The sequence below is a fragment of the Deltaproteobacteria bacterium genome (genome assembly GCA_020845895.1).
GTDB lineage: Bacteria > Lernaellota > Lernaellaia > JACKCT01 > JACKCT01 > JADLEX01.
Genome location: JADLEX010000054.1, coordinates 1 through 25611 on the forward strand (window position 1 = coordinate 1; position 25611 = coordinate 25611).

General features: G+C 64.4%; 24 protein-coding genes. 11 read left to right on the forward strand and 13 right to left on the reverse strand.

What is annotated here, in order from left to right; all coding sequences use genetic code 11:
- Positions 1–474: 474 nt before the first annotated feature.
- The 6 genes from IT350_07185 to IT350_07210 form a co-directional block, all read right to left on the reverse strand.
- A complete protein-coding gene (locus tag IT350_07185; GenBank protein MCC6157820.1) occupies positions 475–798 on the reverse strand; it encodes a hypothetical protein in 324 nt (107 codons plus the stop codon).
- A 91-nt stretch (positions 799–889) separates the two neighbouring features.
- Positions 890–1672: a hypothetical protein gene (locus IT350_07190; GenBank protein ID MCC6157821.1), complete on the reverse strand. Its 783-nt coding sequence runs from the start codon at positions 1670–1672 to the stop codon at positions 890–892.
- 19 nt (positions 1673–1691) lie between these two features.
- Positions 1692–2312: a PilZ domain-containing protein gene (locus tag IT350_07195; protein ID MCC6157822.1), complete on the reverse strand. Its 621-nt coding sequence runs from the start codon at positions 2310–2312 to the stop codon at positions 1692–1694.
- A gap of 292 nt (positions 2313–2604) precedes the next feature.
- Complete coding sequence (locus IT350_07200; protein ID MCC6157823.1) at positions 2605–3069, reverse strand: RNA methyltransferase; 465 nt, start codon at positions 3067–3069, stop codon at positions 2605–2607.
- A 37-nt stretch (positions 3070–3106) separates the two neighbouring features.
- Entirely contained in the window at positions 3107–4201 is a 1095-nt protein-coding gene (locus IT350_07205) for a deoxyhypusine synthase family protein (protein ID MCC6157824.1), read from the reverse strand.
- 180 nt (positions 4202–4381) lie between these two features.
- Positions 4382–5134 (reverse strand): TlpA family protein disulfide reductase, encoded by a 753-nt coding sequence (locus IT350_07210; GenBank protein ID MCC6157825.1) that lies wholly within the window; start codon positions 5132–5134, stop codon positions 4382–4384.
- Positions 5135–5314: 180 nt separating this feature from the next.
- Between IT350_07210 and IT350_07215 the strand changes: the two genes are divergently transcribed.
- The gene (locus IT350_07215; GenBank protein MCC6157826.1) at positions 5315–5665 is read left to right on the forward strand and encodes a hypothetical protein; all 351 of its coding nucleotides are present in this window, start codon (positions 5315–5317) and stop codon (positions 5663–5665) included.
- 12 nt (positions 5666–5677) lie between these two features.
- On the forward strand, positions 5678–6439 hold the full coding sequence (locus tag IT350_07220) for a ParA family protein (protein ID MCC6157827.1): 762 nt from the start codon (positions 5678–5680) through the stop codon (positions 6437–6439).
- Here IT350_07220 and IT350_07225 read toward each other — a convergent pair.
- Entirely contained in the window at positions 6424–7395 is a 972-nt protein-coding gene (locus IT350_07225) for an alpha/beta hydrolase (GenBank protein ID MCC6157828.1), read from the reverse strand. The two genes, IT350_07220 and IT350_07225, sit on opposite strands and share 16 nt — an antisense overlap.
- A gap of 176 nt (positions 7396–7571) precedes the next feature.
- On the opposite strand from IT350_07225, the gene IT350_07230 reads away from it, so the two are divergent.
- Together IT350_07230 and IT350_07235 are read left to right on the forward strand one after the other, a co-directional pair.
- On the forward strand, positions 7572–8879 hold the full coding sequence (locus IT350_07230) for a hypothetical protein (protein MCC6157829.1): 1308 nt from the start codon (positions 7572–7574) through the stop codon (positions 8877–8879).
- Between the two features lie 41 nt (positions 8880–8920).
- The gene (locus IT350_07235; protein MCC6157830.1) at positions 8921–10393 is read left to right on the forward strand and encodes a cellulase family glycosylhydrolase; all 1473 of its coding nucleotides are present in this window, start codon (positions 8921–8923) and stop codon (positions 10391–10393) included.
- Position 10394: 1 nt separating this feature from the next.
- Here IT350_07235 and IT350_07240 read toward each other — a convergent pair whose 3' ends face one another.
- From IT350_07240 to IT350_07250, 3 genes are read right to left on the reverse strand one after another with little or no spacing between them, the layout of a single operon-like run.
- Positions 10395–11087, reverse strand: a complete 693-nt coding sequence (locus IT350_07240) for an SOS response-associated peptidase (protein ID MCC6157831.1) — start codon at positions 11085–11087, stop codon at positions 10395–10397.
- Between the two features lie 3 nt (positions 11088–11090).
- Positions 11091–11864 carry an SAM-dependent chlorinase/fluorinase gene (locus IT350_07245; GenBank protein ID MCC6157832.1) on the reverse strand — a complete coding sequence of 258 codons (774 nt, stop codon included), beginning with the start codon at positions 11862–11864 and terminating at the stop codon, positions 11091–11093.
- Between the two features lie 2 nt (positions 11865–11866).
- Complete coding sequence (locus IT350_07250; GenBank protein ID MCC6157833.1) at positions 11867–12370, reverse strand: DUF4124 domain-containing protein; 504 nt, start codon at positions 12368–12370, stop codon at positions 11867–11869.
- A 410-nt stretch (positions 12371–12780) separates the two neighbouring features.
- Between IT350_07250 and IT350_07255 the strand changes: the two genes are divergently transcribed.
- The 6 genes from IT350_07255 (at position 12781) to IT350_07280 (ending at position 20703) form a co-directional block, all read left to right on the forward strand.
- Positions 12781–13629 carry a hypothetical protein gene (locus IT350_07255; GenBank protein ID MCC6157834.1) on the forward strand — a complete coding sequence of 283 codons (849 nt, stop codon included), beginning with the start codon at positions 12781–12783 and terminating at the stop codon, positions 13627–13629.
- Between the two features lie 123 nt (positions 13630–13752).
- Positions 13753–14034 carry a type II toxin-antitoxin system HicB family antitoxin gene (locus IT350_07260; protein ID MCC6157835.1) on the forward strand — a complete coding sequence of 94 codons (282 nt, stop codon included), beginning with the start codon at positions 13753–13755 and terminating at the stop codon, positions 14032–14034.
- A gap of 7 nt (positions 14035–14041) precedes the next feature.
- Positions 14042–14275: a type II toxin-antitoxin system HicA family toxin gene (locus tag IT350_07265; protein MCC6157836.1), complete on the forward strand. Its 234-nt coding sequence runs from the start codon at positions 14042–14044 to the stop codon at positions 14273–14275.
- Between the two features lie 170 nt (positions 14276–14445).
- Positions 14446–15444, forward strand: coding sequence for an FAD:protein FMN transferase (locus tag IT350_07270; GenBank protein MCC6157837.1), 999 nt, complete (start codon positions 14446–14448; stop codon positions 15442–15444).
- A gap of 196 nt (positions 15445–15640) precedes the next feature.
- Entirely contained in the window at positions 15641–19066 is a 3426-nt protein-coding gene (locus tag IT350_07275) for a CoA activase (protein MCC6157838.1), read from the forward strand.
- Entirely contained in the window at positions 19063–20703 is a 1641-nt protein-coding gene (locus tag IT350_07280) for a 2-hydroxyglutaryl-CoA dehydratase (protein ID MCC6157839.1), read from the forward strand. The genes IT350_07275 and IT350_07280 overlap by 4 nt, the downstream gene beginning before the upstream one ends.
- Positions 20704–20707: 4 nt before the next feature.
- Here IT350_07280 and IT350_07285 read toward each other — a convergent pair whose 3' ends face one another.
- From IT350_07285 to lepA, 3 genes are all read right to left on the reverse strand, one after another.
- Positions 20708–21061: a hypothetical protein gene (locus IT350_07285; GenBank protein MCC6157840.1), complete on the reverse strand. Its 354-nt coding sequence runs from the start codon at positions 21059–21061 to the stop codon at positions 20708–20710.
- Positions 21062–21220: 159 nt separating this feature from the next.
- Positions 21221–22030 carry a signal peptidase I gene (lepB, locus tag IT350_07290; protein ID MCC6157841.1) on the reverse strand — a complete coding sequence of 270 codons (810 nt, stop codon included), beginning with the start codon at positions 22028–22030 and terminating at the stop codon, positions 21221–21223.
- A 71-nt stretch (positions 22031–22101) separates the two neighbouring features.
- On the reverse strand, positions 22102–23901 hold the full coding sequence (lepA, locus tag IT350_07295) for an elongation factor 4 (protein MCC6157842.1): 1800 nt from the start codon (positions 23899–23901) through the stop codon (positions 22102–22104).
- Positions 23902–24161: 260 nt separating this feature from the next.
- Between lepA and IT350_07300 the strand changes: the two genes are divergently transcribed.
- Positions 24162–25611: protein kinase (locus IT350_07300; GenBank protein MCC6157843.1), on the forward strand; the 1450-nt coding region annotated here is incomplete at its 3' end.

Sequence of the window (25611 nt, forward strand, 5' to 3'; positions counted from 1 at the left end):
TCCTAACGCAAAAGAGGGCGGCGGTGCGGCTGCTGAGATTCTTCCAGTAAAACATGAAATGGCAACGGATAAATCGTTGAAACGACTGGTCTTTTTGGACGGGAAGATCCTTCGCTTCCGCCTACGCTACGGCTACGGCTACGGCTACGGCTACTGCGGACGAGCGCTCAGAATGACAGCCGAAGAGCGCTCTGGATGACAGACCGCGAGCACTCGGAATGACCGGTGGCGCGGCACAGATCGGCTCTCGACATAAGAATTTGATCGGCGATGAACTGTTTCAACGTCGCAACACTCGTCGGCCTCCGCCGTTTCCCGGGCGTTTGGGCGATGTTGCTGGTATGATGGCGCGAATCCAACCACATGTGGACTTCGCGCGCGCGGGGAACTCAAGATTTTGAGGACTCGCACCCCGCGCGGCAAGAACGCGGCGGTTCACGACGCCCCCCCGCGAAATTCGTCGGATTCAGCCGGTCAGGACGACGCGGCGGCTCTCTGCGAGAAGTGCTCGTCGAAGCCGCGCCAGGCGGTGGATTCTTCGCCGTAGGCGGCGTCGAGAAACCCCAGCAGGAACTTCACGTCATCTTTCGTGATCGGCGGCGTGTCGCGAAGCCGCATCTTGGCCAGCGCGCCGAAGGTGATCGAGCGCTTGTCCTCGCGCGGCCAGCTCTGCCACACGCCGTACTTGTTCCACAGCTCCTCGGACATTCCCGCGAACTGTTCGTCGGTGATCTCGCCGGACGCCCACTGATTCAGAAGATCGCGCAGGGTCTGGCGGCTAAAGCATTCGCTCGACATGGGTTCACTCTCCGTCGGCGCAAGGGCCGTTCAACGTTGATCTGGTGAGCGCACCATTAAACCACGCCGAAAATTCGCGCGTTGATCTGCGTCATTGGCCGGATGTTTGTCGAACCCAGTCGGCAAAGCTGGGATAGCGCGGCGACCAGCCCAGCGACGCGCGCGTGGCGGAGTTGTCGAGCCGCCGGCCAAGCGGGCCGTCGCGGCCGGTGAAACGGCACGCCGCCGCGCCCGTGGATTCCAGCGCGCTCACCAGGTCGACCCGCGTGATCGGCGCGTTGTCGCACCCGATCAGGACACGGCCTCGAACTTCCGCGTCCAGCGCCGCGACGCACAGCGACGCCGCGTCGTCGTAGTGGATCAGATTGATGAGCCCGTCGGGCCGCCGATCGGACGTGGCCATGCGTCCGTACACGCGATGCGGCCCGCGCAGGGCGTCGTAAAGCCCCGCGAGGCGCACCGCGCAACCGCCCGCGGCGAGCACCGGCGTTTCGGCGTCGAGCAACTCGTGCGCGCGGGGCGTATCGATTGTGGGGGAGTCTTCGCGACAGACCGCGCCGTCGTCGTAGGGATACACCGCTGTGCTCGACGTCATCACGAACGCGCCCTCGCCGTTCCAACATCGCAGCGCGCGGCGCACTTCTTCCGAGTATTCACCCGCCACCGAAGGCGGCACGCAAAAAGCCGCAAACGGCGCCGGATCGACGGCATCGCCCGCGAGCGCCGGCTCGAGTCCCATCTCGCGAAGTTGCGCGAACCGGAGATCCGTCCGCGTAACCGCAACGACGCGCGCCCGCGGGAAGCGTTCGCGCCACAAAGCGCCGATGCGCGTGCCGAGCCTTCCGGCTCCGATGACGATGAGATCACGATTCATGTGAAGAGGTGCGACCGATTCAGAAATGATCGGATTCGTTCGCCGGAAACTTCGGCTCCGTCCGTCCCGCGGACCATGAAAGCACCGGCACCTTGCCGATCGCCGATTCGATCCGGTTCACCTGGGACTCGGAGAGCAATCCGAAACGCACACCCACGGCGAAGCTGTTGTCGCGCGGGGTGACGTGGACGAGTTGCGCCGGGATGTCCATCCCGCCGAGCGGGCCGTCGGCCACCTTGAGATGCATGCGGCGCGCACCGCGTGGAAGCGCGAGGTCGTCCGCTTCGTCGTAAACGATTCGCGCGCCGCCCATGGACAGATCTTCGAATCGGCCCGGGAAGGGCCGATGATCCTCGCCGTTGATGAGCGTGAAATGGAGTCGGCCGCCGCACGTGATGCGTGTGTGGGTCCGGCGATAGCGGGCGGAGTCTTCTTCGAGGAGGTCGAGCGGGATGCGGTGTTCCCACATGAACGCGCGAAGGTTGGACAGCGGGATACGCCGTTCCTTGCCGACGGGCAGCCGATAGCCTCCGAGCATGCCCTCGTCGAACCAACGCGTGACGGTATTGGCGGTCGTTCCCAGCAGTCTGGCCACGTCGCCGGTCGTGTACATCCGCTTCATGCCGGTCTTCCGCTGCATGGTTCAACTCCTTTTCGGCGATTTCCTCAATTAAATCAAGCAGTCATGGGCATTTTCCTAGAATTCACTTCAAGTTTTCCCGCTGCGAGCCGTCTCCGGCTCGCCACGAGGAGCGTCACGGCCATCACCACGAGGAGCATCACACCCGAAAACCCGAATCGCGGCGGATTTCCACCGGTCAATTCATAAAAGTGATTTTACGCTTTGTTGACGTCGAGATCTATCGAAATATCTCTAGAACTGCCGGTTACCGTAAGGAAATTCACCAGAAAGGCAGTTTTTTCGATGAATCTTACGATGCGGAAATGAACCGGCGGCGAATTTCATAGAGTGCAACGGTCGCCGCCGACGCGACATTGAGCGAATTCTTCACGCCGACCATCGGGATCGCGACCACGGCGTCGCAGCGTGTGAGAATTTCCGGCGAAATCCCCGTGACTTCGTTGCCGACCACGAGCGCGACGGGGTCGGGCCAATCGAAATCGTGAATCGGCGTGGCGCTCGGTGCGGCCTCGAGCGCCACGATGGCGCAACCCGCGGCGTGCAGTTCGTCGAGCGCCCAGTTCGTCGACGCGTGATAGCTCCACGGAACGACATCTGTCGCGCCGAGCGCGGTCTTCTCGAGTTTCGCGTTCGGCGGGTGCGCCGTGATGCCGCACAGTACGACGCGCGCCACGCCGACCGCATCCGCGGTGCGGAACATCGCCCCCACGTTGTACGCACTGCGGATGTTGTCGAGCACGAGGTGGACGTTCATCGACGACGCCATCGACCTTCGCGCGACGAACGCCCGTTCACTTCGCCGGGCGTTCGAGTTTCTTCAGAATCTGACCCGCCCAATTCAGCTTGAGCGCGGGGCGACCCTTGTGCGTGTCGAACACGTACGCGGCCAGGAGCGGTATCGAGACGCTGGGTTCGACCCACGCCATCGCGAAATGCGCCTTGCGGTCGATCTTGCCCCAGCTCTGCGCCTCGCCGAGGGTGGACGACGACAGGCCGCCGTCCATCGTCACTGCCGTCGTCACCTGCAGGGCGTAGTCGTGGCCGCGATCGAGTCCGAAGATGTAGCCCATCACGATCGAGTCGTTGATGTAGTTCTTCGGCACGCCGCCCGCCACGTAAAACGCCGCGGTGGATTTGGATTTCACGACGATCTGCGTGAGCTCGTAGTTGTCCTGGATCGAGTCGATCGCGATCGACTTGTCGAGTTCGTGGATGTGCCGGTTGCGGTGATCGGTGAGGCCGATGCCGATGGAGCTGTCGTTGAGCGCCGGGCAGAAAATCGGGATGCCACGCTCGTGACACGCACGCACGATCGAATTCGGATCGTCGAGTTTCGAGCCGACGAAATCGAGGTATTGGCGGCTCGAATAGTTCCCCGGCGGCAGTTCATCCGCGATGCGTCCGAGCCACAGGTCCGTGTTCCAGAACGCTTCTTCGTCCACGTAGGTGTCGTAGATGCGATCGATGTAGTGGTCGCGCAAAATGGTGTCGTCGGCGCCCGTCGTGCCCTTGTAGTGGTGGAAGCCGCGCGCTTGATAAATGTCCTGATACATGATCGCGCCGGTCGAAACGATCACGTCCACGTATCCGCCCGTCACGAGCTCGCGGATCACGTTACGCAGCCCCGCGGCGATCAGCGGACCGGCGAGGCCCAGCAAAACCGTGGGGCGCTTTTTGTCGGTGTAGATGCCGTCCAGCACCTCGGCGCACTGGCCGATCGCGCGAGCCTGGATGCTCATGCCCTTCATGCCGCCGACGAGGTCCGCCACGCGGAAACCCCGGGTGAGGCCGAGCTGTTTCACGGGGGTCTTGAGGATTTTCTTCTTGGACGCCCGCAGCTCGGGCGTGAGAACCGAACTCACTTTCGCCGTCTTTTCACCGGCCATCTCGCGACTCCTTGGGGGATGAACCCGCACCGATTCGCCGCTTGGGTTGGCGGCCTTTCGTTGTGGGATTTGCCTGCTTCGTGCGGAGCGCACACTAGCACAGGCGCGTTTCGCGCGGCAATCGCCGGGAATGCAAAACGGCGGCCCGGGAGCCGCCGTCATCGATTTCGGAAACGGGATCTACAGCCCGATGATGTTGTCGATGTGGTCGTAGAAATCATCGACGTAGTTGCTCTTGTAGCGAATCACGCCGTCCTCATCCATGACCCAATAGAACGGGATGTAGCCGTTGCCGACCGGGCCGCCGACCGCCCAGCCCGGGTCGATCAGGACCGGGATCGTCAGGTCGTATTTGTTGACCCAGCTGTCGATCTGCGTGTCGGTCGGCGTCAAGTTGTGATAGTTCTCGGCGATGAGCTGCGCCACGACGACGCCGTTTGCGGCGTAGGAGTCGGCGAGATCCTGCAGGTTCGGCGTGTCCATTCGGCAGGGCACGCACCACATGGCCGACGAGTCGAGCATGACGATGCTGCCCGCATGGTCGTAAAGCGTCCATGGCTCGCTGTTGTTGTCCGCCAGCGTGAAGTCCGGCATCTGGTCGCCGATGTCGTAGCCGATCTGAACGTCGTCATCGTCGCCGGTATCGTCATCGGTCGTGTCATCGTCCGTTGAGTCGTCGTCGGCCGTGTCATCGTCGGCCGTGTCGTCATCGGCGGCGTCGTCATCCGCGGTGTCGTCATCGGTCGCATCGTCGTCGTCGGCATCGTCGTCGACCGAATCGTCGTCATCGCCGTCGTCGTCCGGCGGCACGTAGACATCGTCGTCCGATTCGTTGCCGGTATCGTTGTCGTCGTCGTCATCGCCGCCGCACGCCACCACGCCGGAGACCGCCAACACCACCGCCACCATCAACGCCGGGAATCGCCATGTCATGAAAATCATCCTCCCCGTCGCGCCCGCAGGCTGCGTCGCGAAACTGAAGAATTTTAGGCTCGTCGGCCCCGGTACGCAACCGCCGGTTCGGGATCGGGCCGAGGCGCCCGCCCTGCCCGCGCGTTCGGCTTGACAGCACCGAAGCGGCGTCGAAGATGAAGCCCCATTGGGGGAATCGACATGGCCGAATCGGGCAATCTGCTGGGCCGTCTCGCGAAAATTCGGGACGAGAAGATGGACGAGATCGCGACGGAGCTGCTTTCCAATCCCCGGTTCGCGCAGGCGCTGGGCGCGGCCATCGCGCGCGTCACCAAAACCAAGGAGCGCATGAACCGAAACGTGGCGCTCATGATGTCGATGACGGGTCTGCCGAGCAAGAACGATTACGAGACGCTCGCCCAGCGCGCGCAGAGCATGTCGAAAAACATCAACCGCCTCGAGGAGCGGATCGACGAGCTCACCGCCCGGCTCGAAAAACTCGGCGAAAAACTCGGAACGACCAAGGCCCGAACGAAAACCGCCGCGCGCTGATCGGAGGACCCGGTGCGCATCATCGCCTTCGTGAACGAAAAAGGCGGAAGCTGCAAAACCACGCTGTCGGTCAACATCGCGGCGTATTTCGCCTTGCGGCTCGGGCTGCGCGTGCTGCTGGTCGATCTCGATCCGCAGGGCCAGAGCGGCAAGTCGCTCGGGCTCGACGTCAAAGGCGCGGCGCGCACGACGCTCGACCTGTTGATGAACAACGCGCTCGGCGTGGCCGATGTGGCGGTGGCGTCGCGCATCCCCGGGCTCGACGTCGTGATCGCCAACAAAACGCTGACGGATTTCCCGATCGCCGCCGGCGCGGACGACGACCGCGCCCTGAAGCTCAAAACCAAAATCGACGCCGCGAGCGGATACGACTACGTGGTCTTCGATTCGCCGCCGTCGCTCGGCCTCATCACGGTCAACATCATGGTCGCCGCGAAAGAGATCGTGATCCCCGTGAACATGACCTTTCTCGCCCTCGACGGCTGCGCGGAGATCGTCGAGACCGTCGACGCCGTGCGCGAGAGCTACGACTGCCCGGACCTGCGCGTTGCGCTCGTCGTGCCGGTGCTCTATCGCAACACGCGCCTCGCCAACGCGATTCTGGGCAAACTGCGCGAGTTCTTCGGCGAGCGGCTGTCGTCGACGATCGTGGGCTACAACGTCGCCATAGACGAGGCGCAAAGCTACGGCCAGACGATTTGGGAGTATGCGCCGCGCTCAAAGGGCGCGGAGCTGATCGAGGCCCTCGCGAAGGAAATTCACGGCGCGGCCTGACCCGGCTCGCCCTTCAAAAATTCGATCATCAACGGATTGACGATTTCCGGCGACTCCTGGTGCCCAAGGTGGCCGCTGTTCGGCACCATCTCGAGCCGCGCGTTCGGCAGCGCGTCGCGCAGCCGTGGACCGAGCGCGGGCGGAACCCACTTGTCCTTGTCGCCCCACACGATGAGCGTCGGCGTGGTCAGGTCGCCGTAATGCTCCATCATCGCGAGCACCTTGTCGTCGCCGAATTCGCGCACGATGCGGTGCAGCACCTCGCCGTAGCCCGGCTTGGAAAGCGCCCGGGCGTATTCGTCCTTCAGCGCGTCGGTGACCTTCGCGTCGTCGTAATACACATCCTCGATCGACAGATCGGCGACGATGCGACCGAGCCACGAACCGGCCAGCCGCTTCGCGCCGGGGAGCTTCGTCGTCCATGGCGGATCGAACGGAAAACACACAGGTGACACGACCACGAGACGTTCGATGTTTTGCGGATGCGTCGCCGCAATATAGAGCGAAATGCCGCCGCCCATCGACGACCCCGCGAGCGAGTAGCGCTCGACGCCGAGTTTCGCGATCGCCCGCGCAATGATGTCCGCCTGATTCGACGCGCTGTACGTGTGCGGCGCGGGCGGGATGTCCGACCTGCCGAAGCCTGGCTGATCGACGAGGATCACGCGAAAACCCGCGTCCACCAGCGGCTGAAAGTTCCGGTGCCAGCAATACGTGGAATCGCCGTAGCCGTGGATCATCACGACGACGCGGCGCCCGCCGTCGCCCGGTCCCGAGTCGATCATGTGCAGCTTGAAACCGCCCACGTCCATATCGCGCCGCCACGTCTCGACCGCGTCGTTCCACGCCGCGTCGCCCGGCCCAACGCGCGCCGCGCACGCAACCTGCGTCGCCAGTGCGATGACAATGATCGCAAACGCCGCCCACCGGATTCGCCGACTCGATTGCCCGGCCATGATCTCCCCCGATCCGTCGCCGACGCACCATACGCGCGTTCGGGGCGGGCGTCATCGGTCGCGACGGAAGGCGGACTCGCCACGAGGTTCCGCGACCTCGCCCCCTACGAAAAATTATTTTGTTATTGTCGCAACCATTGTGATAACATGCGAATCATCTTTCACGGAGCGCGACCATGCGCCTCACGACTTGGCCACTTCTTCTCGCGGCGATGTGCGTGGCGCTCGTTTCCGGCGCGTGCGACTGCGAGTGGCCGACGCTCGGGGACGACGATTCGGACGACGATTCAGACGATGACCTATCGGACGACGACGGCGACGATGACGCGGACGACGATCTGGGGGATGACGACGCCGACGACGATACCGCCCCCGACGACGATTCGGATGACGATCTCGACGACGACAGCGTCGATGACGACACCGGGGACGACGACAGCATCGACGACGACACGGGGCTCGACTGCGTCTGGACGATCGAGGAGATCGCGCCCGCGGAGGCGACATTGTGGGGTTCGGCGATTGCGGTGAACGCGCTCGATCAGCCGATGATCCTTGCGAATCGCATCGACACCCTCGGTGCGTACCTCGCGACACGCGGCGACGACGGCGGGTGGACGCACGAACTTGTGGACGCCGAGGGATACGCCAATACTCCGGCGATCGCCCTCGGCGCGGATGACGAGGTGCATCTCGCGTATTGGACGGGCAATCCCGACCCGCAGTACATGACGATGCGCCACACCGTCGGTCCGCCTTGGGTGAGCGATGCCGTCACCATTTCTCGACTTGGCCGGGACGATCCGTCGCTCGCCATCGGCCCGGACGACGCGGCGCACATCGGCCTCGGGTACTGCGATTATCGCGGTGTCGGCGGCTACACCGAGAGCCGCACGAATCGTTCGGGAACCTGGACGCTGGAGTGGCTGTTGATCTCCAACCTCATGTGCCCGGGTGTTTCGGTCGCGGTGGATGCAAACAACGATACCTGGATCGCGACATCGATGCCCGTCCCGATCTGGTACGACGGACCGCTTCTCGTCGCGCACGGGCGCATTCCGTTCCTATGGCCGACCGAGACGGCGGCCGAATCCGTCACACCGGCGAAATTCTCGCTCGCCCTTGATCCGGACGGCTCGCCGGTGGTGGCTTTCAATCAGAGTTCGACAAGCCTGTATCTTGGAGAGCGGCGTTCGGCCGCATGGGAGATCACGCAGCTCCCGGCGGCCGGAACCGTCGGAAACCCCCGCGCTCTGGCGATCGACACGCAGGGACACCGGCATCTCATCGTCCACAACAAGCTCGCCCACCTGCTGATGTACGGCAACGACGTCTCGGGTCAGTGGGCGTTCACGACGCTGGACACAATCCCGCTGGACTGGGCATGGGCGTCGCTCGCGCTCGATTCCCTCGGGCGGCCTCACGTGTCATACACGCTCGAGTATCCGACTCACGTGCGTTACGCGGGCTGCCGCGCGGACTGACGGATCGTGCATCTCCGGCTGAACAGGGACACCTCGTGTGCATGAAAATTCACGTTTGTGTCCTGCTCTCTTTGCTCCTTTTTCTCGCACTCGGTTGCGCGGGCGACGATGACGACTCGGCTCCCGTTCCCCCGGATGACGACGCCGACGACGACGACATGTCCGACGACGACGCGGACGATGATGCCGACGACGACACATGGCCGCCGCTGCCCGATGACGATGCGGATGATGATGCGGACGACGACACGACCCCGGTGTTGCCTCCGCCGATCCTCGACGAGGCCGGTCGCACGCTGATCCTGCACGGCGGCAACTTCATGGCGGTGGGGTACGGCGGCGCGCCGATCGACTACGAGCGCATGCGCGACTGGGGCTTCAACGTCGTACGCATCCTGATGACGTGGGCGGCGCTGGAACCGACGCGCGGCGACTACGACGAAGCCTATTTGCCCGACGTGGTGGAGCCGCAGGTCGAGTACGCCGCGAACGCGGGGCTGCGCGTGATTCTCGATCTGCATCACTTTCATTGGTCCTCGTGTTCGGGCGGCATGGGTTGGCCGGACTGGACGTGCGAGACGCCGCCCGACTGGGTGCCGGCGGACCTCGAATACCTTTGGCAATCGGGAAAATTCTGGGAGCGGCCGGATGATGTCGCCGCATTCGTCGCCGCGTGGGAGCAGGTGGCGACGCACTTCGCGGGTGACGCGCGCGTCTTCGCCTACGATCTGTTCAACGAACCGCTCGCGGGCATTCGCACGCCGCCGTGGCTATCCGAAAATCAACTGATGCGTCCGCTGTATGCCGACACGATCGAGGCGATCCGTGCCATCGACCCCGCGCCCTACATCGCGCTCGAACCGATGATGCTCAGCGTCGTCGGTTTTCCGTTCGTAATGGAACCGCTGCCGTACGATCGGCTCATCTACGCGCCGCACCTCTACCCGCGCAACATTGTCTCCGGCGACGGCTACAACTTCGACCGGCACGTTCTGGAGTGGCAGACGGCGCAGCGCGCGGGCGAATCCGCCGGGCACGGCATGCCGTTGCTGTGGGGCGAGACGGGGCTGCAGTCGGCGGCGACGCGCGCGAGCGAATACGCCCGCGACTTTGCCGACCTCGCCGACGTGAGTCTTGCGAGCTGGGCGTGGTGGGCGTTCGGATACGACGACGACTCGATGGGGCTGTGCCGAGCGGACGGCACGCCCAAGGACGAGTTCTTCCCACACCTCGCGCGTCCTTACCCGCGCGTCACCGGCGGCCAATTGCGCGAATTCGCGTTCGACGCGGCGACGGGCACGCTCACCGTCACGTTCGACACGATCGCCGGGATCGACCCCACGCTCGAAATTTTCGTGGACGACGAGTACTTCTACGCGGGCGGATTCGACGTGACGAGTACGGATGCGGACGACACGTGGAGCTACTCGTTCGACGACGACGCGAATTCGCTCACGATGAGCGCGGACCCTCTCGCGGATTCACACACGATTTGGATCGAACCCGCGATCTAACTCATACGAGCGACGTCGGCCGCTCCACGCACCGCTCGCCCTCGTTGCGCGCGTTGTTCACGTACGTCGAAACCTCGAAGGCTTCCATCGCCTCTGCGTCATAAGGCGCAAGCAGATCCGCCACGTCTCCCGCCTTCTGCGACGCGGGATCAAGCCAGCGGGCCACATCTTCGCGACGCAGGATCACCGGCATGCGTTCGTGCAATGGGGCCATGAGCGCGTTCGCCGACGTGGTGAGGATCGCGCACGATTCGAGTTCGGCGCCGTCAGGCGAACTCCAACGCTCCCACAACCCCGCGAACGCCATCGGCGAGCCGTCGCGCAGTCGGATGCACCACGGCTGCTTCGCCGCGCCGCGTTTTTGCCATTCGTAGAAGTGCGTCGCGGGGACGAGGCAGCGGCGATACTTCATCGCCGCACGAAACGACGGCTTCTCGGCCGCGGTTTCGGCGCGCGCGTTGATCATCCGCGCGGCCATCGACGGGTCCTTCGACCACGACGGCACGAGCCCCCACAGCACCGTCGCGATGCGGCGGCGTGCATCGTCGGCGTTGCGGACGATCATCACAGGCTGCGTGGGCGCGATGTTGTATCGCGGCGGTGGGTCGGGCGCGGCCTTCCAGTCTTCCCAGTCGGCCTCATACATCTCGGCGAGCGATTTCGGCGCCATGTTCAGCGCGTAGCGCCCACACATCGCTCAGCTCTTCTCCCGGCTCACGCCGATGACGGCGTCGCCGCGTTCCAGGCCGAATCGCTGACGGGCCGATCCCTCGCGCACGGCGAGTTCGTAGAATCCCTCGCTGCCCACCAGCCAGACAGCCTCGCCGCGAAGCACGTCGGCGTAAGTGCGCCCGATGACCGGCGCACCGATCTCGCGGCCCGGCACGTGAAACGCGTCAGGATGCCGGTCGAAGTCGCCGGGGCACAAGTTCGTGATTGCGTTGCCGAAGCGGTCGAAATGCATCACGCGCCCGCGCACGCCGCCGGCGCCACGCGACTTCTCCCAATCGGGCAGATGCACCGGATTGACCAGCACGGGGCCGAGCGTGAGCGGGTCCGCTCCCGACGCGATGCGCGCGGCGATCGGCGCGAAGAGGTCGCGGCCGTGGAAGGTGGCCGACGCCTCGGGCGACTCGCTGATTTCGACGGCGGAAGAGTCCTCGCCGAGCGCCGAGGTGAACAGGCCGTTGTCGGGTCCGACGAAGATGTGCCCGCCGGAGACGAGCACCATTCCGCGCCGCGCCGATCCGACGCCGGGATCGACGACGCCGAGGTGGATCGTACCCGAGGGAAAACGCCGCGCCGCCGTGCCGAGAACATACGCGCCGCCGCGCACGTCCTGCGGCTCGATCTGGTGCGTGATGTCCACCAGTACGACGTCGGGACAGATGGACAGGATGACGCCCTTCATCGCCGCGACGTAGCCGTCGGCGAGTCCGAAGTCGGTCGTGAGCGTCACGATGCGCGGCATGGCTATTTGTACGTGTACTCCGTCTTGAAATACGACACGTCGTCGGTCTGCGGCGTCACCACCGAGAACCTTCCCTCGCCGCACGGCGCGAGTTCGAGCGGATCGATGAACGTCGATTCCGCGCGCACGAAACGGTCCTGCGTGTCGAAGAAGCTCACCTTCAGCTTGACGTACGAGATCGAGCGCTTGAAGCCGTTGGTCAGCGACCCCTCGACGTGCAGGTTGCCCGCCTTGACGTAGTAGTTCGTCTCGACGAGCGGCTCCTCGTTCTCGCATTTGGGTTTCGCGGGCGCGGAGGCCGCGTCGGGCACGAAGACGCCTTTCACCGTCGTCTTGCGGAATGGCTCGGGGATCTGGTTGAAGTTGTTGGTGTAGTGCTGCCGGCCCTCGTCGTCGGTCCATTGGAAAATGACGACCGACTGCGCCCACGCCGAAACCGCAACAAGCCCGAACGCGACGGCGATCGCGAATGAGCGCGCGGCGGTCATGATTCGGGCGCTCTTCAAGGCGGTCCTCATGGCGGCGAAAGAAAACAACAACACATCCCGGTCCGTCGATCATGACCGGCGGTCCACGTTAACATCGGCCCCGCGCACCGACAAGAGCGACGAACGAAAAAACCCCGGAATCACGGGGGATTTCGCGGAAGACGCGCGCTCTTTTCGAAGGGGTTCGCGATCAACCGCTCGGAAACCGACGACCCGTGCCGAACGAATCCGATCGAGTTTTCCGCCCGTCGATTCGTTTTGACTCCTTCAAACCGGTCAGGTCCAAAAATCGGTAGCCGAGCGATATCTCGTGAAATTCGTTACGAAAGTTGCGTGTTTGTATTCCAACACGTCGAAGTTTGCGACTAGGTTGCGCGCGTTACGATTTCGATGCCGATGTTGAGCGCCTTTGCACCCGGGAGATGGCGATGCGTGGCGTGTTGCGCTTGGGATTCGTTGTGGTGTTCATGGCGTCCGTCGGACTCGCGACGAGTTGCGCGGGAGACGACGACGAAGACTCCGTGGACGAGCACCATGGAGTGGATACGGGCGTCGATGATGACGCGGACGACGATCTCGACGACGACAGCTCCGCCGGAAGCGGGCCCGTCCTGTCAGGTGGTGACTGGAATCCGGTCGAAGACAACGGCTTCTCGTTCCTCTATTGGTTCGTGTGCGACCCGGACGGTGACCTGGACGACGGCTCCGTGGTCGTTCGATCGTCGGAGTCCGGCGACGTGATCGACGAACTGCCGTGGACGGCATGGCCGTTGGCGGGCGAAGACGACCTGACCGACTGTGAAAATCCCGTCGGCATCGGCGTGGAATACCATACGGCAACACGCCCCGCGGGACCGTTCTGCGTCGATGTGCAGGCGACCGACGCGGCGGGCCATCCCTCGAACGTCCTCTCCGATATTTGCGTCGAAATCCCGGAGGGTTCAGCGCCCGTTCTCTCGACCGCGTTTTGGGATCCCGCCATCATCGGCGCCGGAGGATCCAGCACGCTGGTCTTCGATCTTTGCGATGAAGACGACAACCTGTTCGGCGGACAAGTCTTCATCTGGTGGACCGGCACGGACGTCTCGGCCCTCGACGGCGAACTTTTCTACGACGACTTCCCCGGCGACCACACCACCCCGTGCGAGAGCCTCGGCATCATCGTCGATTTCGTCGGGTTTTTGCCGGACACGTACGGTGTCGATCTGCAGATTTCTGATGGGCACGGAAACCTGTCGAACAAGCTGACGAACATCTCCATAGAGCTTTTCGGGTAGTTGCCGAAAACTCCAGCGCATGGGCCGATCGGCCCGCTTGACCGTGGGCCGACAGATCTTGGATTCCGCCGAATGTGATCGAGGGATTTTGACACGCACCGGCGGGTGCGGTACGTTCGTTTCATGAAATCGAAGACTCAGGCAACGAGCCACGCGCCCGAAACCGTACTTTCCTACACCGCTGTTTTCCACCCTGCGGAAGAAGGCGGGTTCTGGGTATCCGTCCCCGCACTGCCGGGCTGCTTCAGCCAGGGCGACACCTTTGAGGAAGCACGGCAGAACGTCGCCGAGTCGATCCGCTGCCATGTGGACGGTCTTGTCAAGGACGGAGAATCCGTCCCGACGGAAAAACACGCTCCACTCCAAGTTCGAAAGGTCCGCGTCGGCGTCGCATCGGTGGCCTGATTTTCCGATGGGCGACTTTCCCACCGTCAAAGCCCGGGAACTCCTCTCCGCGCTCAAGCGAGCGGGGTTTTTTGTGCATAACCAGGTCGGCAGCCACGTGCAGTTGAAACATCCGCTCCACCCGGGGAAGGTCACGGTTCCGAATCACCCGGGAGAGGACATCCGAATGGGTCTGCTGCGGAGTGTTCTCCAACAGGCAGGTTTGACGACCGAGGAATTCCGCCGCCTCCTCAAGAAGTGACCGCTTCGAGTTCCGTTCGACTTCGGGGTTGGTCGGCAGCCTCCATTGACGCCGCCCGCGTTTCGCGCGAATCGGTCGGCGTGACACAATTGCTCGTCCGACGCCCGTTCCTTGCGTTCCTCGTCGCGCTAATTGCGACGTGCGCATGCTCGCCGAAAGCTCCCACGCCGATGGACGAGGCACCCCGCAACGCGGTGGCCTTTCAGGGCACGTCGATGGCGACGACGTATCACGTCACCGCGATCCATCCGCCGATGAACGAGAGCGAATACCGCGCGTGCGCCGATCGACTCCAGCAAGCGCTCGACCGCGTCGACGCGCTCATGTCCACCTACAAGCCGGATTCCGACGTCTCGCGCATCTCGGCCGCGCCCGCGAATACGCCCGTGCCCGTCGCGTCCGAGACGATCGAGGTGCTCAAAGTCGCGCTGATGGTCGCCGAAAAATCCGGCGGCGCGTTCGATCCCACCATCGCTCCGCTCGTCGATCTGTGGGGATTCGGACCGCGCGCCGTGGGCGACGCCGCTCCCACGCAGGCCGAGATCGACGCGGCGGCCGCGCTGGTCGATTACCGACGCATCGTCATCGACGAGGCGAAACGCACCGTGAGCAAGACGTTGGACGGGGTGCGTGTCGACCTGTCTTCGACGGCGGGTGGGTACGCCGCGGACGTCGCCGCGCGGGCGATCGAGTCTTGCGGCGCGATCGAATACATGGCCGAGGTCGGCGGCGAGGTCGTGGCGCGCGGTCTCAACAAAGCCGGCGAGCCGTGGCGCATCGGCATCGACCGCCCCGAATACGGAACGCAGCCCGGCGAGGAACTGCAGATCGTTGTCAGCATCTCGGGTGAGGCGCTCACGACGAGCGGCGACTACCGCAACTATCGGGAGGTGGACGGGCGGCGCGTCTCGCACACCATCGACCCGCGAACGAAACAGCCCATCCAGCACCATCTCGCGTCGGTGACGATCATCGCGCCCAACGCCGCGCTTGCCGATTCGCTGGACACGGCGGTGGCCGTGCTGGGGCCCGAGAAGGGAATGGAATTCGTGCGCGCGTTGCCGGGCATCGATGCCTACCTCATCCTGCGCGGCGACGAAGGATCGTTCCGAGAGAGCATGACCGAAGGATTTTCGCGAAGGATTGCCCAGCCGGTTCCAGCCCCGTAAACCCGTTCGAAATATCTTCGTGATATCGATCGCAATTTCTTTCGAGCGCGGTTGACACCCCCGATCCATCTCGCCTATCATCACATCAACAATAAAACTGACATGTCAGTTTTGATCCCCGGACGGCGGATCGTGGGGATTTCTCGTTGCAACAGCCCGTGAACGTCGGCCCGTCCAGCCGGGATTTGGAGTGACGATGCGAAAATCCTTGGCCCTCGGCGTGGATGTCGGATCGACGACGGTGAAGATGACCGTTGTCGATCCCTCGACCATGGAAATCCTGTGGTCGCGCTACGAGCGCCACGAGACCCGCCAACCCGAAAAAACCCTCGAAATGCTCGAGGCCATTCTCGCCGCTTACCCCGACACGCACCAATACCAGCTCTTTCTGACCGGTTCGGGCTCGGGCCCACTGTGCGTGCCGTTGGGCGGCCGTTTCGTGCAGGAGGTCAACGCCGTCACGCTCGCCGTCGAGACGATGCACCCCAACGTGGGATCGGTCATCGAACTCGGCGGGCAGGACGCGAAGATCATCATCTTTCGCGAGACCGAGGCCGGCAAACAGGCCGTCACCTCGATGAACGACAAGTGCGCCAGCGGCACCGGCGCGACGATCGACAAGTGCATGCTCAAGGTCGGCATGCCGGCGGACGACCTGCGCGCGCTGCGTTTCGACCGCGCGCGGCTGCACCACGTCGCGGCCAAGTGCGGCGTTTTCGCCGAAACCGACATCGTCAATCTCGTGAAGTCGAGCATCCCGTCGGGCGAGATCATGAACTCGCTCGCGGACGCGATTGTTCACCAGAACCTCGCCGTGCTCACGCGCGGCAACACGCTGCGCCACGAAGTACTCTTGCTCGGCGGGCCGAACGCGTACCTGCCCTTTCTCGTCGAATGTTGGCGCATGCGGATTCCCGAGACGTGGAACGAGCGCGGGTACGCGTGGCCCAAGGACCGACCGATCGAGGAACTCATCTACGTTCCCGACAACGCGCAGTATTACGCGGCTTACGGAGCGGTGTGCTACGGCCTCGCCGAGCCCGACAGCGCCGTGGAGTTTCATGGACTCGACGGACTGCGCGAATACATCAAGACGGGCCGCAGCGCGCGGCTGGCGCAATACGCCGGACCCGGGCTCGCGACGGAGCCGGTCGAGCTCGAGCGATTCCGCGATGACTACAAGGTGCCCGACTTCAACTGCGCGTCGCTCACGCCGGGCGAAACCGTGCGCGCGGTGGTGGGTCTCGACGGCGGCTCCACCAGCACCAAGGCGGTGCTGATGGATGAGCGCGGCGTGATCCTCCAAAAGTCCTATCGCATTTCCAAGGGCAACCCGATTCAGGACACGAAGGAGATCCTGCGCGAGTTCCGCGACTGGACGGCGGCGGCGGGCGCGACGCTCGACGTGATCGGCTTCGGCGCAACCGGCTACGCCGCGGACGTTCTGGAGGAGTCGGTTCACGCCGACGTGAACGTGGTCGAGACGATCGCGCACAAGATCAGCGCGCTCACCGTGATGCCCGACGCGGACGTGATCTGCGACATCGGCGGGCAGGACATCAAGGTCCTGTTTTTGCGCGACGGCGACATCCGAAACTTCAAGCTGTCCAACCAGTGTTCGGCGGGCAACGGCATGCTCCTGCAGGCCATGGCCGAGCAATTTGGCGTACGCATGACGGACTATGCCGAGACGGCGTTCGGCGCGGATCTCGCACCGAAATTCTCGTACGGCTGCGCGGTGTTTCTCGATTCCGATCGTGTGAACTTCCAAAAAGAAGGATTCAACGCGTCGGAGATGCTCGCGGGCCTCGCGCAGGTGCTGCCGAAAAACGTGTGGCAGTACGTGGTGCAGGTGCCGCGCCTCGCCGAGTTCGGCACGCGCTACCTGCTTCAGGGCGGCACGCAGCGCAACCTCGCGGCGGTCAAGGCGCAGGTCGATTACATCCGCGCCCGGGTGCCGAACGCCGAGGTCTTCGTGCATCCGCACTGCGGCGAGGCCGGCGCGATCGGTGCGGCGATGGAGACCCTGCGCGTCGTCAAGCGAAACGGCGGCTCGCGCTTCATCGGGCTCGACGCCGCGATCCACCTGATCTACACGACGAAAAACGACGAGAGCACGCGCTGCAATTTCTGTGAGAATAACTGCTCGCGCACCTTCATCGACACGGCCACTCCCGACGGGCGCACCTCGCGCTACATCTCGGGCTTCAGTTGCGAGAAGGGCACGGTGGAAGATCTCGACGCCCTGCGCTCGCTCAACAAGGAGCGCGGCGACCTCAAGAAGCGATACCCCAACCTCGTGCACTACGAGGCCGACCTCGCCTTCCGCCACTTCTACGATCCCACGCCGATGCCCGAGGCGGGTGCGCCGATCGACGACGTGCAGGTTTCGCGGGGTCTGTTTTTCCGCGTCAAACGCAAGGACGTGAAGCGCGCGTTCGAGCGCTCTTCCGAGGCCGACCGCGAGGCGCGCAAGGCCGTGAAGATCGGCATGCCGCGCGTGCTGAACATGTACAGCACGGGCCCGTTTTGGCGGACGTATTTCGAGACGCTCGGCATCCCCATCAAAAACGTCGTGTGGTCGAGCGAGACGACCGAGGAGCTGTTCACCGAGGGCGGCAAATACGGCTCCGTCGATCCGTGCTACCCGTCCAAGGTCGTGCAGGCGCACGTTCACGAACTGCTCTTTCACAAGCACACCGAACCCAAAACCGGCCCGCTCAACTACATCTGGTTCCCCTGCCTCACGCACGTTCCGAATTTCGTGACGGGCACGATGGACAACGCCTCGTGCCCCATCGTCGCGGGCACACCCAACGTCATCAAGGCCGCGTTCACGAAAGAGGTCGATTTCTTCGCGCGCGCGGGCATCGAGTATCTCGATCGCGCGATCACCTTCGAAGAGCCGAACCTGATGAAGGACGTGCTCCACGGCGTGTGGGGGCCGCGCCTGCGCGTCACGCAGGACGAATCGGACTTCGCGGTCGATCAGGCGTTCGAGGCGATGTCGGCCTTCGATCGCATGGTGCAGGACAAGGGCCGCCAGATTCTGGAAGAGGTCGAGCGCGAGGACCGCGTGGCCGTGCTCATGATCGGCCGCCCTTACCATTCCGATCCGGGGCTGCACCACGGCATCCCCGACGAACTGCAGATCCTGGGCTATCCGATCCTGTCGATCCGCGGCATCCCCAAGGACCCGATCTGGCTCTCGCGATTTTTCGAGCCCGGCGAGGACCCGCTCTCGATCAACGACGTCTGGCCCGAGAACTACTCGGCGAACTCGGTGCAAAAAGTGTGGGCGACGCGCTTCGCCGCGCGGCACCCCAACGTGGTGCTGCTCGACCTGTCGTCATTCAAGTGCGGGCACGACGCGCCGACCTACGGCATCATCGACTCGATCGTCTCGACGAGCAAAACGCCCTATGCGGCGCTGCACGACGTCGACGCCAACAAGCCCTCGGGCACGATCAAGATCCGCACCAAGACCTATGGCTACACGCTCAAGCGTTACGAGGAAAAGCTCGCCGACTGGCGCAGGTTCCGCCGCGAATCCGGCGGGCTCCCGGACAAATCCGTCGTCTTCGATGAACCCACGGGCGCGATGCTCGAAAGGAGCGCATGACCATGCAAGCTCACAACCTGAACGGATTCGAGCCGGAAGCCGCGAGGACCAACCTGCGTCCGACTCAGTACAAAGAGCAGGTCCACACGCGCTTCACGGCGGACCAGCGCGCGCACACCACCGTGCTGCACGCGGGGCTGACCTACGCGCACGACGTCTTCGTCGTCGCGGGCATGCGCGGGCTCGGCTATCGGTCCGAGATGCTCGAATGTCCGGACAACGCGGCGCTGCAGATCGGCAAGGAGTTCGGCAACCGCGGCCAGTGCAACCCGACCTACTTCACCGTGGGCAACGTGGTGAAGCACCTGATCCACCTGCGCGACGAAAAGGGATTGTCGACGAAGGAGATCATCGACGATTACCTGTTCGTCACGGCGGGAGCGTGCGGCCCGTGCCGTTTCGGCACCTACGTCACCGAGTACCGCAAGGCCCTGCGCGACGCGGGCTTCGACGGCTTCCGCGTGCTGCTCTTCCAGCAGCAGGGCGGGCTCAAGCAGGCCACCGGCGACGCGTCGGGGCTCGCGATCAATCGCGAATTCATGTTCACGCTGGCTCGCGCGGTGATGGCCGGCGACGTGCTCAACCTCATGGGCTACCGCCTGCGCCCGTACGAGGTGGAACCCGGCGCGGTCGACGCCGCGCTCGCGAAGTGCCGCGCGATTTTGTGCGAGGCCATGGAAAACCGCCGCTCGATCGTCATGGCGCTGCGCCGCTGCCGCCCCGTGCTGGACGCGGTGAAACTCGATCGCCTGCAGGCCAAACCCGTCGTGTCGATCATCGGCGAATTCTGGGCGATGACCACCGAGGGCGACGGCAACTATCACCTGCAGAAATTTCTGGAATCCGAGGGCGCGGAGGTGGACGTGCAGGGCGTCACCAACTGGCTGCTATACGTGATCTGGGAGAACCGGTACGACCGCCTGCGCCGCATCGGCCTTCGTCGCGACGACGGCGGCATGAAGGGCCTCGACGGCAAGGATGCGGCGAAGACGCTGCGCGCGCTGCGAGTCGCGGACACGGCTGTACGCGTGTGTTTCGGTCTCTATGCGCGGGCGACGGGCCTGCGCGGATATCACCTGCCCGATCTCGACCGGATCGCGAGCCTCGCGGCGAACCACTACGACAACAACGTGCGCGGCGGCGAGGGCCACATGGAGGTCGGCAAGCTCGTGCACTTCGTCCTGGACCGCGTGAATCACATGACCGTGTCGGTCAAGCCGTTCGGATGCATGCCCTCGTCGGGCGTGTCCGACGGCGTGCAGAGCCTCATCACGACCAAGTACCCCCAGGCGATCTTCCTGCCGATCGAGACCACCGGCGACGGGCAGGTCAACGTGCAGTCCCGCATTCAGATGATGCTGTTCAAGGCGCGCCAGCGCGCCCGCGAGGAGTATCAGGACGCGCTCCAGACCGCGAACCTGACCGAGCGCGACGTGCGACGCCGCCTCGCGCTGCCGCACTTCGCGACGAACTTCTGGCGCCCGCGCCACGCGATGGCCGGCGCCGCGGCGAACATCGTCCACGCCGTCGCCCGCCCGTCGGGCCTCGACCGCTGGCGTCTGTGGTCGCCCGCCCGCTGGTGGCGAGCGCTCACGCGGCCCGCCGCCGCGCTGCGGCCCGAGTTCGGGGAGGAGTGAGCCCTCAACCCCGCAACAGCGCGAACCACGGCGCGAGGGCGTTCCAGTTCCACGCGAGGGCGGCAAGGGCGAGCGCGGCGACGAGCCAGGCGGCCGCGCGGCGGAAGCGCGTGGTGCGTGCGAAGGGCAGGAAACGGTCGAACGTGGCCCGGAAGACGCGCAGGTCGGCCGACAGCACGCGCGGTTCCTTTTCGTAACGCGACGCCAGTTCCAGGCGCGAGATGGCCGATTCGATTTCGGCGCGCGACGCGGGGCGGAACCAGAACGGATGGTCGGAGAGCAGCCGCCGCGCGCGGGAGACCTCGCGGTCGGCGTCGCGCCACAGGCCGTGCAGCTTCCAACTCGTCCAGAGGGTCATGGCGACAGCGCCCCCTTTGGGGCGAATGAAGAATGGGGAATGGAGAATGGAGAAACCGGAATCAGGACGGCTCGACGCCGAACGCGGAGCCGAACGTCACGTCCTCGCGCGATCTCGACTATTCTCCATTCAACATTCGACATTCCGCATTCGACCTCTTCACCTCGTCAAACTGAAAATCCGCCCCCACTGGCCCGGCGGCCAGGAGAAGTAGATGACGACCGCTTTGCCGCGGATCTGGTGGAAATCGACAAAACCCCAGAAGCGGCTGTCGTTGCTGCGGTCGCGGTTGTCGCCCATGCAGAAGTACTTGCCCTCGGGCACCGTCTTCGACCAGTTGTCCATCGGCGAGGGGAAGGTGTCGGACACGAGAATCGGATGCTCCACGTCGCCGATCGTCTCGATGTACAGCTCGGCACTTTGCTTGATCTCGGTCGTGTCGTCGTACTCGTAAGTCCCGGCCTTGCGCAGCGGGAGCCGCTCGCCGTTGATCCACAGTTGTTTGTCACGCATCTCGACCGTGTCGCCGGGGATGCCGATGACGCGCTTGATGAAGTCCTTGCTGGGGTCCTGCGGGAAGCGGAAGACGACGATGTCGCCGCGACGCACGTGGCGGATCGGCAGGATCTTCTTGCCCGTGAACGGAATCTCGAACCCGTACATGAACTTGTTGACGATCAAATGATCGCCGACGAGCAGCGTGGGGATCATCGAGCCCGACGGAATCTTGAACGCCTGCAGCACTAAGGAGCGGATCACGAGCGCGAGGGCGAGGGCGACGACGATCGCCTCGGCGTATTCGCGCACGAGCGACGACTTCCAGAAGGGCAGGTAGGCATCGACGACGTGACGCAGGTCCTTCGTCGCCTGCTCGATCGCGTCGTAGTCCTCGCCGGCGGCGAGTTCGCGCACGCGCGCGATGTGCGTCTCGATCTCGCCCTTGGCCGAGGCGGGGATCTTCGGCGCCATGCGCCGGGCGAAGGCGATCGCGCGATCGGCATCTTTGCGGGTGCGGGCCAGATGGCGGCGCGGCGTCATCGCTAGTCCTTCACCGACAGCACCGCGAGGAACGCTTCCTGCGGGATCTCGACGTTGCCCATGCGCTTCATGCGCTTCTTGCCCTCTTTCTGCTTCTCCAGCAGCTTGCGCTTGCGCGTGATGTCGCCGCCGTAGCACTTGGCCGTGACGTTCTTGCGAAGCGGCGCGATGCGTTCGCGGGCGATGACCCGCGTGCCGATCGCCGCCTGCAGGATCACCTCGTACATCTGGCGCGGAATCGTCTTGCGCAGCCGCTCGATCAACGCGCGCCCGATCGTGTATGCCTTGGAATCGTGGCAGATGAGCGAGAGCGCGTCGAGACCGTCGCCGTTGACGAGAATATCGAGCTTCACGAGTTTGTCGGCGCGGTACTCCAGAAACTCGTAGTCGAGCGAGGCGTAACCCCGGCTGACGGTTTTGAGTTTGTCGAAAAAGTCGAAGACGATCTCGGCGAGCGGCAGATCGTACACGATGATGACGCGGTTCGCCGCGTGGTACTCCATCTTCACCTGCGTGCCGCGCCGCTCCTGGCACAGCGTCAACACGTTGCCGACATGCTCGGCCGGCACGTGCACGGACGCGCGCACGATCGGCTCCTCGATGCGCTCCACGTCCTGCGGCGGCGGAAGCTGCGAGGGGTTGTGCAGCATGAACACCTCGCCATCCGACTTCACGACGCGGTAGACGACCGTCGGCGCGGTGACGACGAGGTCCTGATCGAACTCGCGCTCGAGCCGCTCCTGCACGATCTCCATGTGCAGCAGGCCGAGAAACCCGCAGCGAAAGCCGAAACCCAACGCGGCGGATGTCTCGGGTTCGTATCGGAACGCGGCGTCGTTCAGGTTCAGCTTCTCCACCGCGGCTTTGAGCAGTTCATAATCCGACGCCTCGGACGGGTAGAGACCCGCGAAGACCATCGGCTTGAGTTCGCGGAAACCCGGGAAGGGCTCGACGCCGGTCGTGCCGACGTGCGTGATCGTGTCTCCGACGCGGGCGTCGTGGATTTCCTTGATCCCGGCCGTCATGTATCCGACTTCGCCGGCGGCGAATTCCGTGACGGGTTTCGCCTCGGGCGAGAAAAAGCCGAGGCTCATGACCTCGCAGTCGCGCTCCGCGGCGATCAGCCGGATTTTGTCGCCCACGCGGATCGTGCCCGCAAACACCCGGATCATGGCGACCGCGCCCTGATAGGGGTCGTACCAGGAGTCGAAGACGATCGCCTTGAGCGGCCCGTCGGTATCGCCGATCGGCGGCGGGCAGTCGTGGACGATCACTTCGAGCAGTTCGTCGACCCCGAGGCCGGTTTTCGCCGAAATGCGCTGCGCGTGATGGGCATCGATGCCGATCATGTCCTCGATCTCTTCCTGCGCGTCGTCGACGCGGGCGGTGGCGAGATCGACCTTGTTGATGACGGGGATGATCGCGAGGCCGAGATCGGCGGCGAGGTAGGCGTTGGCGAGGGTCTGCGCCTCGACACCCTTGGTGGCGTCGACGACGAGCAGCGTGCCCTCGCAGGCAGAGAGCGATCGCGAGACCTCGTAGCCGAAATCCACGTGCCCGGGGGTGTCGATCAGGTTGAGGATGTAGTCCTGGCCGTCCGCCGCGCGATAGGGCAGACGCGCGGTCTGCGCCTTGATCGTGATCCCGCGCTCCTGCTCGATGTCCATTTTGTCGAGGTACTGGTCCGACTTCGTGCGGTCGGTGAGCAGTCCCGTGGCTTCCAACAACCGGTCGGCGAGCGTGCTCTTGCCGTGGTCGATGTGCGCGATTATCGAGAAATTTCGGATGTTTGCCGTCTTCATCGCTTGGGTTTGGCCGCGTGTGGGGAAAAAGCCGCATCAACTTACCGATTTGCCCCCCGATGTCAATCGAAACCGGCGTTTTTTCGGCACGGCGCCGGCCTTGTTGACACATTTGCGCTGTCGCCGGTTCCATGGCGGGACCACGCGGGAGCACCCCCATTCTTGTCAGGCGCGGCGGGACCGTGTTAGAGCAAACGCACCGACGCGGGTGTGGGGATTCGATTTCTCGGGTGCGGTCTGCGTTTATCAGGGCACGTGCGATGGCCACGATGTATCAGGACCAGGAGCGGATTCTCGACCGGTACGTGGTCGAGGAGTTCGTGGGCTCGGGGGGCCTCGGCGAGGTGTACCGCTGCCGTGAGGGCGCGGACCGGTTCGCCGTCAAGGTCCTGATCAGTCGCGTCGTTCCCGGCTACGTCACCGACGAAAAGATCCGCGAATCGGTCGTCGTGAACCGTCCCCCCGCCGAGGCGCTGGTCGCCGTGCGCGACGTGCTCGAAGGCGGCGGCCGGCGCGTCATCGTGTCGGATTTCGTGGACGGACTCGACCTGCGCCGCGTGATGAAGGCGCGGACCGCGGCCGGGAAACGCTTCGCGGCCCGCGAGATCTTCCTGCTCGTCGACGCCCTGCTCGAGGAACTCGCGCTGCTGCCGCCCTTCGCGGCGCACGGCGCGCTCAAGCCCGAAAACATCCTGCTGCCCGGGGTCACGGGCGACGAGTGGCCCGAGCACCCGTCGGTGCGTATCACCGACTATGGGCTGCACTCGATCATCAGCTTCTCCAAATACGCCTCGCTGCAGCTTGCGGCCCGGCAGCCTTATGCGTATCTCGCACCGGAGTTCGTGTCGCTGGGCGGGCGCGTGGATCGCCGCGCCGACCTGTATTCGGTCGGTGTGCTGGCGTATGAACTGGCGACCGGAGACGTGCCGAAGAAGTTCGCCGCGCCGCTGTCGGAGTCGGGATGGGACGGGCCGCTCTCGCTCGATCCCGTCATCGCGAGGGCGCTCGCGGCGACGCCCGAAGCGCGATACGCGAACGCGTCGGATTTTCGTGCGGCGATTCGCGCCGCATTCCCCGAACTGGAACGCGCCGCCGGAGCGCGACCCATCGAGATCGGCTCGATCGATCTTTTCAGCGGCCAGACCACGCAGAGCGTGTCCGTCGCCGTCGAGGATCTGAACGAGGTCGACGTCTTTGGTGAAGCCCCTGCCCCGTCCGCGCCCACGCCGGTCGCGGAGGCTGCCCCGGCGACGTCGGACCGTGATCTCGTCGATCTCGATCGCGCCTTCGACGCGGCCCTGTCGGGCGAACCGGAGGTCGCCGAGCCACAAGCGGCGTCCACCGCGGCACCGGCCGCCGACGCGGCAACCGGCGACGAAACGCCGGACCGCGTCAAGCCGCAACCCAATGTGCGGATGAAAAAGCTCGCGGAGAAAAAGGAATCGAACGGCTTTGTGTGGTTGCTCGTCGTGGCCGCGGCCATCGCCGTGTGCGTCGTCGGATACAGGTATGTGAAAGGCGCCAAGATGCAGCCGATCGCGCCGCCGCCGACTCCGATCGCGACGCCGGCCCCCGCGCCGACAACGTCCACCTCCTCCACCACCACGACCACGACATCGACGACGTCCACGACCGTCGCGCCGACACCGTCGAACGCCCCGGCGATCATTTCCGGCGAAAAGAACCCAAAACCGCCCGCCGCGACGCCGA